The organism is Pseudoalteromonas sp. bablab_jr011, from assembly GCF_016464045.1.
Taxonomy (GTDB): Bacteria; Pseudomonadota; Gammaproteobacteria; order Enterobacterales; family Alteromonadaceae; genus Pseudoalteromonas; species Pseudoalteromonas lipolytica.
Genome location: NZ_JACDWU010000290.1, coordinates 11,978 through 24,917 on the forward strand (window position 1 = coordinate 11,978; position 12,940 = coordinate 24,917).

Genomic DNA, 12,940 nt, shown 5'->3' on the forward strand with positions numbered 1-12,940 from the left:
TTAAGGCAGTCTAGGGGCTATGAAAACATTTAATCACGCAACGACCATTATTATTACAACCATCATCCTTACGGGATAGTGGCATAGGTCGGTGCAACAAAATTAAAGGCCTGTGTTCACTAGAACACAGGCCTTTTTTCGTTTATGGGATGAGGAAACATAAATAATGCGAGTATTAAAATTTGGCGGGTCGTCCTTGGCTGACTTCGCATGTTTGCAACAGGTAGCTCAGTTAGTCAAACAAGAACTTAAAGATGAAATGCTATTAGTGCTTTCTGCACCGGGCGGCATGACTGATTCACTCGTTGCGCTAGCGAGTGCAGCAGAGCAGGGGCGTGATTATAGTGAGTTATGGCATGCACTGGTTAATCGTTGTGAGCAGTTAAAGGCGGATGTAGAAGCAGAGTTTGGCGCAGTTGATAATTGGCCTAATTTAAATGACCTAAAAAATAAATTGGATGGTGTTGCATTATTAACGTGCTGCCCAGACCAAGTTAAAGCTTATGTTATTAGCTTTGGTGAGCGAGTGAGTGTAGCGCTCATGCAGCGTATGTTAAAAGAGAGTAATGCGCACTACCTTGAGGCAACCGATTGTATTGCTTCTGTTGGTGGATATATTGATGCAGAAGCAGACTTAGCCGCGAGTAAGTTGCGTTTTCGTGAAGCATTAGAAGCAGCACCAAGTACTATTTACATCATGCCTGGTTTTACTGCGGCTAATGAGCAAGGCGAGCTTACAACACTTGGCCGTAATGGCTCTGATTATTCAGCAGCAATTGCTGCAGCCTGCTTAGAAGCCGATGTTTGTCAAATTTGGACCGATGTTGACGGTGTTTACAATGCGGACCCGCGTTATATCAAAAAAGCCTCTAAAGTAGATTCGCTGTCTTATAAAGAAGCGATGGAACTTTCTTACTTTGGTGCCAAGGTGTTACACCCAAAAACAATTTTGCCATGTGCTAAAGCTGGCGTACCTTGCGAGATCAAAAATACTCATAACCCTCGCGCTGAAGGCTCTGTGATCAGTAACGATAGCGTATCGTCAGAACCGGTTAAAGCGTTATCAAGCTTACAAAACCTTGCAATGTTAACGGTCTCAGGACCCGGCATGAAAGGTAAAGTGGGTATGGCATCTAAGGTGTTTAATGCCCTTGCTCATGACAATGTATCGATTGTGTTAATTACACAATCGTCGTGTGAATTTAGTATCAGTTTTTGTGTTCACGAAAGTGATTTAGTGCTGGCTCTAGAAGCGTTGCAAACGGCTTTCGAACTTGAGTCGCAAGCTGGGCTTATTGAACCCGTTCAAGTACAACGTAATTTAGCGATTGTTACTCTAGTGGGCGACAATATGCGAGCGCACAAGGGTCTTGCAGCAAAATTCTTTGCTTCATTAGCACAAGCGCAAGTCAACATTGTGGCGATTGCCCAAGATTCAACAGAGAGTGCTATTTCTGCGGTTATTGATGGTGAGCTGTGCAATGATGCTGTGAAAGTGTGCCACGAGAACTTTTTTACACATATTCCATCAATCGATATGTTCTTATTAGGCTGTGGTTTAGTTGGCCAAGAGCTTATCCAGCAACTTGAGCGCCAGCAAGCATGGCTTGAAAAGCGCAATATTAAGCTTAATTTGTACGGTGTTGCTAACTCAAAACAACTCTACCTCGACAGTGACGGTATTGCCTTTAGTGATTGGCAAGAAAAATTAGCGATATCGGAGCAAGGTTTTGACTTAAAACTCGTTGAGCAATTTGTGAAACAAAACCATTTAATCAACCCTGTTATTGTTGATTGTAGCTCAGCCGATAAACTCGCCGCGCAGTATGTTGATTTCTTAAATGCTGGTTTCCATGTTGTGGCTGCGAATAAAAAAGCAAATACCAGCTCATTTGCGTACTATCAAGATTTGATTTCTGCGACACAAAAGAATAACCGTAAGTTTTTATACGAAACCAACGTAGGGGCAGGTTTACCAGTCCTTGATAATTTAAAGTCATTATTTGGCGCGGGTGATGAACTTATTAAGTTCAGCGGCATATTATCAGGCTCGTTGTCGTACATGTTTGGTGCTTTGCAAGATGGCCTCTCGTTGAGCGAAGCAACTGTAAAGGCAAAAGAAAGTGGCTTCACTGAGCCAGACCCACGTGATGACTTATCGGGGACCGATGTTGCTAGAAAGCTGCTGATCATTGCGCGTGAGTCTGGACTTGAACTTGAGTTAAGCGATATTGAAGTTGAATCTGTATTACCAACAGGGTTTGCAGAGGGAGATTCGGTTGCTGAGTTTATGGAAAAACTACCCAGTCTTGATGCTGCATTTAATGACCGTATCCAAAGTGCAGCAAGCGAAGGTAAAGTGCTGCGTTATGTTGGCACTATTGAAAATGGTCACTGCAAAGTAGGTATTGAAGCGGTTGATAGTAAGCATGCACTTTATGATATTCGTGATGGTGAAAATGCACTGGCGATTCTTAGCCAATATTATCAGCCTCGTCCGTTTGTTATCCGTGGCTATGGTGCGGGTGCAGAAGTGACTGCCGCAGGTGTATTTGCTGATATCTTAAAAACATTATCACGCTAGGAGAAGGTTATGATCCGTATTTACGCACCGGCTTCTATCGGTAACTTTGCGGTTGGATTTGATGCTTTAGGTGCCGCATTGGCACCTATTGATGGCAGCCTACTTGGTGATGTGGTTGAGGTATCTGCAGCTGAGCAAGACACATTTGTGTGCTCAGGAGAGTATGCCAGTAAGTTACCAGCTAACGCAGAAGAAAATCTTGCCTATCAGTGCCTTATTCATTTTAAAGCGCATGTTGCACCGGCCATGCCCACAGTGAAACTAGAGCTTAAAAAGAACTTACCAATCGGTTCTGGGCTTGGGTCAAGTGCATGCTCGGTGGTTGCCACATTTGCTGCGCTTGATCAGTTTGCTAAAACTGACTTATCGCAAGAGCAGTTGATTGAACTTATGGCTGATTTTGAGGCGATTGTGAGTGGTGGTCGTCATTACGATAACATCACGCCATGTTACCTAGGTGGTTTACAGTTAACAGGCGATCTTATTCCCAATAAATCCATTGCGTTACCGGTTGATGAGCGCTGGTATTACGTGGCAGCTTTTCCTGGCTTTTCTCTTAATACGGCAAAAGCTCGCTCGGTTTTACCCACGCAACTATCAATGCATGACAGTGTTGAGTTCGCACAAAGATTGTCTGCATTCAGCTGCTTGTTACTGACAGGGCGTTTTGATGATGCCTTATCAATTATGCGTGATGAAATTGCTGAGCCACACCGAGCGCCACTTATAAACGGGTATAGCGAGGCGAAGCATGCTTTACCAGAACTTGGCGCTGAAATTGTGAGTATTTCGGGTGCTGGACCGACTCTTTTTACAGTGTGTAAAAGTCTAGAAGCCGCTAAGCAATGCGCAGCGTGGCTTAATGATAATTACATTAATGAACATGGTTTTTGCCATATTTGCCAGCTTGATCAGCTTGGCACACGACAGCTATAAAGAATTTAAGGAACTACAATGCAATTACATAATTTAAAAGATGCAACACAACAGGTGTCGTTTATTGAAGCTGTAAAAACGGGTTTGGGTCGTAACCAAGGCGTTTTCTTTCCAGATAGCTTGGTGCCTATTGCTGATATTGATGCTTTATTAGATTTGGACTTTGTTACTCGCAGTAGCAAAATCTTATCCCATTTGATTGGGGATGAATTACCCGCAGACACCGTTGCTGAGATGGTACAAAATGCGTTTAACTTTGATGTAAAACTTGTTGAAGTCGAAAAGGATATTTACTGTTTAGAGCTTTTTCACGGGCCAACATTAGCGTTTAAAGATTTTGGTGGGCGTTTCATGGCAGAGTGTCTTGCACAATTTAGCCAAGGAGAAAAAGTTACTATTCTAACCGCAACGTCGGGTGACACAGGTGCTGCGGTTGCGCATGCCTTTTACAACAAACCGAATATTGATGTGGTTATTCTATATCCGAAAGGCAAAATTTCGCTAGCACAGCAAAAACTATTCACTACGTTAGGCAACAACATTCATTGCTATGCGGTTGATGGCAGCTTTGATGATTGCCAAAGCATGGTAAAACAAGCGTTTCTCGATGATGAAGTAAAAGAAAAGCTAGGGTTAAACTCAGCGAATTCAATCAACATCAGTCGTTTAGTTGCACAGGTGTGTTACTACTTTGAAGCGATAGCACAATTACCAAAAGCGCAACGTGCTAAAGCGCATATCTCTGTACCAAGTGGAAACTTTGGTAACGTGTGTGCTGCGATGATTGGCGCTGTACTAGGGATGCCAGTGGCAAAACTCAGTGCAACAACCAACCAAAACGATACGGTGCCTCGTTTCTTGCAAAATAAAGAGTGGGCTCCTAACGCAACGATTGAATCGTTATCGAACGCGATGGATGTGAGTAAACCAAACAATTGGCCGCGTGTTCAGCACATGTTAGATAATGCATGGTTTAGTTATGATGACTTTTATTCAAGCTGTGTCGATGAAGAGACAACCAAAGAGGTGATGAAAAAAATTCATCAAACAGGGTATGTTGCAGAGCCTCATACTGCGATTGCATACCAAGGCTTAAAAGAAAACATTGCACCGGGCAGTGCGGGTATCTTTTTAGCGACGGCACACCCCGCTAAATTTAAAGAAAGCGTGGAAGAAATACTCGAGATTGAGTTACCGATGCCAAAGCCTTTAGCAGATGCGTTAGCAAAGCAATGTCTTGCAGAAGATATTGTGTGTGATTACCAGCTTTTGCGTACTGAGCTGTTAAAAAAACTGGCGTAAAAAACCATAAAAAAGAGCGGCTGAGCCGCTCTTTTTTAGTGCAATATTGAATGACTATGCCGGTTTAAAATTCGCATCACAAGAATCACCACAGCGGTAATACACAGTAACACGCCAATCACTGAAACAAGTTCATTTTGTGTCCATTGGATCAAGGTATATGCCGCAATAAAAACAATAAATGGTTTAAATTCATAGTAATAATAGAGCTTTCTTTGATTTACTCGTTGACTTGAATGATCTGTGCGTCTTGCATTTGAGCGCATTCGCCAAATATTTGCACCCAGTAAAAAGAGTACGATACCGATGACTGTAGGCACCACATTATTCGCTAATGTGATGCAACTAATGCCGAGGATAAAGTAGCCATAGGGGGCGGCTTCGTAAAGAGGTTTTGCTAACATGAGATTTTATACCATCCTTGATATTTATTAAGACTATTAGGGTAGTTTGAAAATAGTAAAAAGCAATGCCTGTGTGCTATTTTTTATGCAAATGACATTTTAAAAACCTATGTAATATTTTAAATTCATAAATTTTCGTTATGTATCAATAAAAAAATATCATTATTAAAACACTGTGAAATAAATTCAATCCCTGTTTAAATATGTTCATCTTTACACGATAGGCAAATGTGCGTTTTCAGCGTACAATATAGCCTTCAAAAAAACACCATACACGTTGCCTTAGGAGACCCCATGTTAGAACGTAGCATGAATATTTCGGATTTCGATCCAGAGTTATTTGCAGCCATCACTAAAGAGACGGCTCGTCAAGAAGAGCACATCGAACTGATCGCGTCTGAAAACTACTGTAGCCCACGCGTGCTAGAAGCACAGGGTTCTCAGCTTACAAACAAATATGCTGAAGGTTATCCAGGCAAACGTTACTATGGCGGTTGTGAGCACGTTGACGTTGTTGAACAATTAGCAATTGATCGTGCAAACGAGTTATTCGGCACAGACTACGCAAACGTACAACCGCACGCTGGTTCACAAGCTAATGCGGCTGTTTTCCAAGCGCTTCTTCAGCCACATGACACCGTACTAGGTATGAGCTTAGCTCATGGTGGCCACTTAACGCATGGTTCACACGTTAACTTTTCTGGTAAAACGTACAACGCAATTCAATATGGCCTAAATGAAGAAACGGGCGAAATTGATTACGCTCAAGTTGAAGCGCTAGCACTAGAGCACAAACCAAAAATGATCATTGCGGGTTTCTCTGCATACTCAGGTATCGTTGATTGGGCTAAGTTCCGTGAAATCGCTGATAAAGTGGATGCGTACTTATTCGTAGATATGGCACACGTTGCAGGTCTTATTGCGGCTGGCGTATACCCAAGCCCAATCCCTCACGCGCATGTTGTTACAACAACAACTCATAAAACATTAGCGGGTCCTCGTGGCGGTCTAATTGTTTCTGCGTGTGGTGATGAAGAGATCTATAAAAAGCTTAACAGCGCCGTATTCCCGGGTGGCCAAGGTGGTCCTTTATGTCACATCATCGCTGCTAAAGCGGTTGCGTTTAAAGAAGCATTACAGCCTGAATTCAAAACGTACCAAGCGCAAGTGGTTAAAAACGCACAAGCAATGGTTGAAGTGTTACAAGAGCGTGGCTATAAAGTTGTTTCTGGTAAAACAGACAACCACTTATTCCTTCTAGACCTTATTGATAAAGATATCACAGGTAAAGATGCTGACGCTGCCCTTGGTAATGCAAACATCACAGTAAACAAAAACTCAGTACCAAATGACCCTCGTTCACCGTTTGTAACGTCGGGTCTTCGTATTGGTTCTCCGGCAATTACGCGCCGTGGTTTCAAAGAAGCTGAGTCTAAAGAACTTGCTGGCTGGATCTGTGACGTACTAGACAACATCAACGATGCATCAGTACAAGCAGAAGTAAAAGAGAAAGTTAAAGCAATCTGTAAAAAACTACCTGTTTACGCTTAATTGCTGGTTAAACCGTAATTAAGATAACAATAGTGTTGTTTTTTGCTATTATAAAGGCCGCTTATTAAGCGGTCTTTTTTTGTTTTTTATAAACGGAAGTTTAACCTTATGCATTGCCCTTTTTGCACAGCAAAAGATACTAAAGTAATCGATTCACGACTTGTTGGCGGTGGTCACCAAGTTAGACGCCGTCGCGAATGCAACGAATGTCACGAGCGTTTTACCACCTTTGAAGGTGCTGAACTTGTTATGCCAAGGGTGATAAAGCAAGACGGTAGTCGAGAACCTTTTAACGAAGACAAATTATTAAATGGCCTGCACCGCGCATTAGAAAAACGTCCAGTGAGTACAGAGCAAATCGAAGAAGTCGTTAACGTGATTAAATCACAGCTACGTGCCACCGGAGAGCGTGAAATCTCAAGCCATTTAATCGGCGAGTGTATTATGGAATCGCTCAAGAAGCTTGATAAAGTAGCTTATGTTAGGTTTGCCTCAGTATATCGCTCATTTGAAGATATTCGTGAGTTTGGCGAAGAAATTGCCCGTTTAGGTGATTAAGCATGTCGTTCACTGAACTTGATAGCATTTATATGGCACGCGCTATTGAGCTTGCCAAACAGGGCCGTTTTACCACGACGCCAAACCCTAATGTGGGTTGTGTACTTGTTAAAGACGGCCATATAGTTGGTGAGGGTTTTCATCAACTTGCCGGGCAGGGTCATGCCGAGGTGAATGCACTGGCCGTTGCTGGCGATAATGCCAAAGGGGCAACAGCCTATGTGACGCTTGAACCTTGCAGTCATTATGGTCGTACTCCGCCCTGTGCTGAAGGCCTAAAAGCGGCTGGTGTAAGTAAAGTGATTGCTGCAATGGTAGACCCAAATCCAGCAGTCAGTGGCCGTGGCTTACAAATATTGGCTGATGCAGGTATTGACGTTGCCTCTGGGTTACTTGAGCAACAGGCGCGCGATTTAAACAAAGGCTTTTTGAAGCGAATGGAAACAGGGTTGCCTTTCGTTACCTGTAAAATGGCCTGTAGTTTAGATGGAAAAACGGCACTTAATAACGGCCAAAGTAAATGGATCACGGGTCCACAAGCACGCCAAGACGTTCAAGCATTTCGCGCACAAAGCTGCGCAATTTTGAGTGGTGCAGATACCGTTATCAGTGATAACGCCAAATTAAATGTGCGTACTGAAGAGCTGCCATTTGCAATGCCAACATCATTGCCGATACGTCAGCCAACACGTGTGATTATCGATTCGCAAAACAGACTCACCCCAGATCTCGCTTTATTTAGTATTGAGAGTCCGGTGATTATTTTCACAACACAGCTTGATAATCAGCAGCAATGGCCACATTTTGTAAAACACGAAGTGGTGGCAGCTAACAAAAATAAAGTTGATTTATCGGCCGTTTTAGCACGGTTAGCCGAATTACAATTTAATCATATTTGGCTTGAAGCAGGAGCAACCCTAGCGGGTGCTTTTGCACAGCAAGACCTAATTGACGAATACATTGTTTATATTGCCCCAAAGTTAATAGGTGATATGGGCAAAAGCTTACTAAACTTTGCAGAAGTAACAGCCATGGGTGATGTCACTCAATTAACGTTTACCGATACACAGATAATTGGCGACGATATCCGCTTAACTGCGTACAAAGCAAAGCAAGCCACACACACTGAAGATAAAGAGTAGCATTATGTTTACTGGAATAATTGAAGCAACAGGTAAAATTGTTGAATTAACACAAAAACAAGGTGATCTCGCTATTCGTATTCAAAGTAATGATTTGGATATGAAAGACGTAAAACTAGGCGACAGTATTGCAACAAATGGTGTGTGCTTAACAGTGGTTACTAAACATAGCGATGGCTTCAGTGCTGATTTATCAAATGAAACCATTAGCCTGACAGGGTTTGCGCACTATAAAAAAGGCCAAACCGTGAATCTAGAAAAGGCCATGCAGCCAATTTCTCGCCTTGGTGGGCATTTAGTGTCAGGCCATGTTGATGGCATAGCGACAGTTGAAAGCATTACCGCCAATGCCAGAGCAACAGAGTACTGGCTAAGTACCGACCATAATTTAATGAAATACATTCCGTATAAAGGGTCGGTATGTATTGATGGAATTAGTTTAACGGTGAATGAGGTCGAGCAAAATCGCTTCAAGCTGACCATTGTTCCACACACCGCTGAGCAAACGACGATTGCAGAATTTCAAGTGGGCACGCAGGTTAACTTAGAAGTTGATCAAATTGCTCGCTACTTAGAGCGCCTGATCAAAGGGGCTGAACAACCTTCCCGTTCAGACATATCTATGAGCTTGTTAGCGCAAGCTGGTTTTATTAAATAAGCGAAGATACGTCATTATTAATCATACTCTCATGGGCACATTATGAATTTACACAGCGCGCAAGAAATTATCGATGACATTAAAGCCGGTAAAATGGTTATTTTAATGGACGATGAAGATAGAGAAAATGAAGGCGATTTAATTATCGCAGCAGAGCACATAAGTGCAGATGCTATTAATTTTATGGCAACGCATGGTCGTGGTTTAATTTGTTTAACCATGACTCAAGAGCGTTGTCAGCAGTTAGAATTACCGTTAATGGTTAAAAATAACGGAGCGGCTTTCTCAACAAACTTCACAATGTCGATTGAAGCTGCAAAAGGCGTAACAACCGGTATTTCAGCTGCTGACCGTGCACGCACAGTGCAAGCGGCCATTGCGAAAGGAGCTGTGCCAAGCGATATCGTACAGCCGGGTCATATTTTCCCAATTATGGCACAACCTGGCGGCGTTCTTACCCGTGCGGGTCACACTGAAGCAGGCTGTGATTTAGCGCGCTTGGCTGGTCTTGAGCCTTCTTCTGTTATTGTTGAAATTCTCAATGCCGATGGCACCATGGCCCGTCGTCCTGACCTTGAAGTGTTTGCTAAAGAGCATGGTCTGAAGATTGGTACTATTGCCGATTTAATCGAGTACAGAAACCTAAACGAAACCACCATTGAACGTGTTGCAAAATGTAAGTTGCCAACCGATCACGGTGAATTCGATTTAGTAACGTATAAAGACACCATTGATGGCCAGCTCCACTATGCATTGCAAAAAGGCGACGTATCGAAAGATGACGCTACGTTAGTACGTGTTCACTTACAAAGTACGTTTAACGATATTTTACTGTCAGACCGCAGCGCAGATCGTAGCTGGAGTTTATCAGATGCAATGGCCTATATTGCTGAGCATAACGGCGTATTGGTTATCTTAGGTAAACAAGAATCAACCGAAGATCTTGAAGCAACGGTCAAAGCATTTGCAGCAGAAGATGCGGGTGAAAATGTCAGTCATCGTAAATTCCAAGGCACGTCACGCACTGTGGGTGTGGGGTCACAAATTTTAGCAGACCTTGGCATTGAGAAAATGCGCTTGATGAGTCGTCCGAAGAAGTATCATGCATTGTCTGGTTTCCACTTAGAAGTGGTTGATTACGTTGAGCCGCAGTCTTAATTAACGCACAGCTTAGTTAACAAATTTTACTAGCAAGCTAATTTTAAGGCCAAGGTATTCTTGGCCTATTGCATGTAAATACAAGGCAGTAAGCGTTGAAAGTAACCGCTGGAGATAGATTTATTATCCAGAGTTCAGGTTAACTAGGCGACTTTTATATTTTTGTGGTATTATGCGCCGTAATTTTTGCGCAATCGCAACCGCTTAAACTTATTTTTTAGGGTTATTAAATGAAAATTATTGAAGGTAACAAATACGCACCGGGCAAAAAATTTGCCATTGTCATTTCACGCTTTAATGACTTTATTGGTAGCAGCCTTTTAGCAGGTGCTGTTGATGAGCTTAAGCGCACAGGTGGTGTATCTGACGACGACATTACTGTTGTTTACGTACCAGGTGCCGTTGAATTACCTTTAGCAGCGAAACGCGTTGCAGCAAAGAAAGAACATGATGCAATCATCGCCCTCGGTGTCGTGATCAGAGGTGGTACACCACACTTTGATTTAGTCGCTGGCGAATCAAACAAAGGTCTTGCACAAGTATCACTTGAGTACGATATCCCGGTTGCATTTGGCGTATTAACCACTGAAAGCATTGAACAAGCAATCGAACGCGCAGGCACCAAAATGGGCAATAAAGGCGGCGAAGCTGCTTTAGGCGCGCTCGAAATGGTTAATGTGTTAGACAAAATTTAAGTTTAAGGAATCTCTGTGAAACCAGCAGCAAGACGTAAAGCACGCATCTTAGCACTTCAGGCCGTATATTCTTGGCAGTTAAGTGCCAACCCAATTGCTGATATCGAACAGCAAATGTTAATTGAAAATGATGTGACTAAAATCGACGTCGAATATTTCAAAGACCTAGCACGTGGTGTTGTTGTTAACTGTAAGCAACTTGATGAGATTGTTGCACCACATTTAGCACGCCCTGCTGATGAGTTAGATATGGTCGAAAAAGCAATTTTACGTCTGTCTGCCTATGAGCTTAAGTTCCGTGAAGACGTACCCTATAAAGTAGCAATCAATGAAGGTATTGAGCTTGCGAAAATGTTTGGTGCTGAAGACAGTCATAAATTTGTCAACGGTGTACTTGATAAAGCAGTTAAAGAACTGCGTAAGTAAGTAACCCCGTAGAGGAGAGCCGGCTTGGGCCGGCTTTTTTGTGTATGAAGGAATTTGAATTAATCAATCGTTACTTTAAAGGTCGCGGTATTATCCGCCGTGATGTAAACCTTGGAATAGGTGACGATTGCGCGTTGGTCACCGTGCCTGAAAACTGTCAGTTAGCCGTGACAACTGATACCCTCGTTGCAGGAGTTCACTTTTTTGATGATATCTCTCCTCGTGCACTTGGACATCGAGCACTGGCCGTCAACTTAAGTGATTTAGCGGCGATGGGTGCAGAGCCTACGTGGATTTCGGTTGGTTTAACTTTGCCAGAAGCAAACGTTGAATGGCTTGAAGAGTTCACTGAAGGGATGCATGAAATTGCCGAATACTTTAATGTGCAAATTATAGGGGGAGACACCACGCAAGGGCCTCTCACCATTACTATTTGTGCAAAAGGTATCGTACCGCAAGGCAAAGCTCTGCGTCGCAGTGGTGCAAAAGTGGGTGATTGGATTTACGTGACAGGCCCCTTAGGTGATGCAGGTGTGGCGATTGAAGCGCGCAAGCAAGGTTTCAATATCGCACCAGAGCATTTATCGTATTTAAATAATCGCTTTGATTACCCCGCTCCTCGTGTTGCCGCAGGACAAGTATTGCGTGGTGCAGCATCTGCAGCAATCGATATCTCCGATGGCTTGTTGGCTGACTTAGGGCATATTTTAGCGCTTTCTCAAGTAAGCGCGGTTATACATGTTGATAAAGTTCCGGTGTCTGACGCCGTGAATGCGTCAATTCCGCGTGCTGAGCAGTTTGATTATATTTTAAATTATGGTGACGATTACGAACTACTTTTCACTGTGCCAGAAAGTAACAAAAGCATGGTGGATATGAAGCTTCGTCAGTATGGCGTTGAAGCCAGTTGTATTGGACAAATCAAAAATGGCGTAGGCGAAATTGAACTTTTACTTGATGGTGAAAAATTTAACTATCAAGGTAAAGGATTTCAGCATTTTACGAAGGAGCCGGTTTGAGCAGTAACCGTTTATTCAATTTAAAACGTCCACATCAATTTTTTGGTTTGGGTTTCGGTTTAGGTTTAGCGCCTAAAGCGCCGGGTACATTTGGTACTTTTGCTGCGTTGCCACTAATTTTTACTACAATGTACTTTCCACTGTGGTTGCAAATTGTGTTTGCTGTGGTGATTAGTGTGTTTGGTATTTGGGCATGCGGTAAAACAGCTGATGACTTAGGGGTACATGATCATCCTGCCATTGTATGGGACGAAGTAGCTGGTTATTATATCACCATGATTGGTGCTGCTCTCAGTTGGCAGTCACTGTTAGTTGGTTTTTTATTGTTCCGTTTTTTTGATATCGCTAAACCAGGCCCAATACGTATTCTTGATAGACGTTTACATGGTGGTCTGGGCATCATGGCTGATGATATTCTAGCAGGTGTATTTTCATTGATTTGTGTTCAAGCTTTGTTTAAAAGTGGCCTTTTACCTTTTTAAGCAATGAATTAAGGTTTTCTTGGTG

The 12,940-nt window shown here is 42.8% G+C and carries 13 protein-coding genes; 12 read left to right on the top strand and 1 reads right to left on the bottom strand.

What is annotated here, in order from left to right:
- Positions 1 to 166 precede the first annotated feature (166 nt).
- The 3 genes from thrA to thrC are packed head-to-tail and all read left to right on the top strand — an operon-like array spanning position 167 to position 4,822.
- The gene (gene thrA / locus JIG41_RS17815) at positions 167 to 2,584 is read left to right on the top strand and encodes a bifunctional aspartate kinase/homoserine dehydrogenase I (RefSeq protein WP_199525193.1); all 2,418 of its coding nucleotides are present in this window, start codon (positions 167 to 169) and stop codon (positions 2,582 to 2,584) included.
- Between the two features lie 9 nt (positions 2,585 to 2,593).
- A complete protein-coding gene (gene thrB / locus JIG41_RS17820; protein WP_199525194.1) occupies positions 2,594 to 3,520 on the top strand; it encodes a homoserine kinase in 927 nt (308 codons plus the stop codon).
- 18 nt (positions 3,521 to 3,538) lie between these two features.
- The gene (gene thrC / locus JIG41_RS17825) at positions 3,539 to 4,822 is read left to right on the top strand and encodes a threonine synthase (RefSeq protein ID WP_199525195.1); all 1,284 of its coding nucleotides are present in this window, start codon (positions 3,539 to 3,541) and stop codon (positions 4,820 to 4,822) included.
- Between the two features lie 35 nt (positions 4,823 to 4,857).
- On the opposite strand, the gene JIG41_RS17830 is transcribed toward thrC, so the two are convergent.
- Positions 4,858 to 5,226 (bottom strand): hypothetical protein, encoded by a 369-nt coding sequence (locus JIG41_RS17830; protein WP_036966310.1) that lies wholly within the window; start codon positions 5,224 to 5,226, stop codon positions 4,858 to 4,860.
- Between the two features lie 294 nt (positions 5,227 to 5,520).
- On the opposite strand from JIG41_RS17830, the gene glyA reads away from it, so the two are divergent.
- The 9 genes from glyA to JIG41_RS17875 all read left to right on the top strand — a co-directional run bounded on the left by glyA (position 5,521) and on the right by JIG41_RS17875 (position 12,915).
- Positions 5,521 to 6,777, top strand: a complete 1,257-nt coding sequence (gene glyA / locus JIG41_RS17835) for a serine hydroxymethyltransferase (RefSeq protein WP_036966312.1) — start codon at positions 5,521 to 5,523, stop codon at positions 6,775 to 6,777.
- A gap of 108 nt (positions 6,778 to 6,885) precedes the next feature.
- Positions 6,886 to 7,335: a transcriptional regulator NrdR gene (gene nrdR, locus JIG41_RS17840; RefSeq protein WP_036966316.1), complete on the top strand. Its 450-nt coding sequence runs from the start codon at positions 6,886 to 6,888 to the stop codon at positions 7,333 to 7,335.
- 2 nt (positions 7,336 to 7,337) lie between these two features.
- Positions 7,338 to 8,477, top strand: a complete 1,140-nt coding sequence (gene ribD, locus JIG41_RS17845; protein WP_036966319.1) for a bifunctional diaminohydroxyphosphoribosylaminopyrimidine deaminase/5-amino-6-(5-phosphoribosylamino)uracil reductase RibD — start codon at positions 7,338 to 7,340, stop codon at positions 8,475 to 8,477.
- Positions 8,478 to 8,481: 4 nt separating this feature from the next.
- Positions 8,482 to 9,135, top strand: a complete 654-nt coding sequence (locus JIG41_RS17850) for a riboflavin synthase (protein ID WP_036966322.1) — start codon at positions 8,482 to 8,484, stop codon at positions 9,133 to 9,135.
- Positions 9,136 to 9,177: 42 nt separating this feature from the next.
- Positions 9,178 to 10,293 (top strand): bifunctional 3,4-dihydroxy-2-butanone-4-phosphate synthase/GTP cyclohydrolase II, encoded by a 1,116-nt coding sequence (gene ribBA / locus JIG41_RS17855; RefSeq protein WP_065979732.1) that lies wholly within the window; start codon positions 9,178 to 9,180, stop codon positions 10,291 to 10,293.
- Between the two features lie 230 nt (positions 10,294 to 10,523).
- The gene (gene ribE, locus JIG41_RS17860) at positions 10,524 to 10,988 is read left to right on the top strand and encodes a 6,7-dimethyl-8-ribityllumazine synthase (RefSeq protein WP_036966328.1); all 465 of its coding nucleotides are present in this window, start codon (positions 10,524 to 10,526) and stop codon (positions 10,986 to 10,988) included.
- 15 nt (positions 10,989 to 11,003) lie between these two features.
- A complete protein-coding gene (gene nusB, locus JIG41_RS17865; protein ID WP_036966330.1) occupies positions 11,004 to 11,414 on the top strand; it encodes a transcription antitermination factor NusB in 411 nt (136 codons plus the stop codon).
- Between the two features lie 44 nt (positions 11,415 to 11,458).
- Entirely contained in the window at positions 11,459 to 12,433 is a 975-nt protein-coding gene (thiL, locus tag JIG41_RS17870; protein ID WP_182395371.1) for a thiamine-phosphate kinase, read from the top strand.
- Positions 12,430 to 12,915 (top strand): phosphatidylglycerophosphatase A, encoded by a 486-nt coding sequence (locus tag JIG41_RS17875; protein WP_036966334.1) that lies wholly within the window; start codon positions 12,430 to 12,432, stop codon positions 12,913 to 12,915. Before thiL ends, JIG41_RS17875 begins: the two co-directional genes overlap by 4 nt.
- Positions 12,916 to 12,940 lie beyond the last annotated feature (25 nt).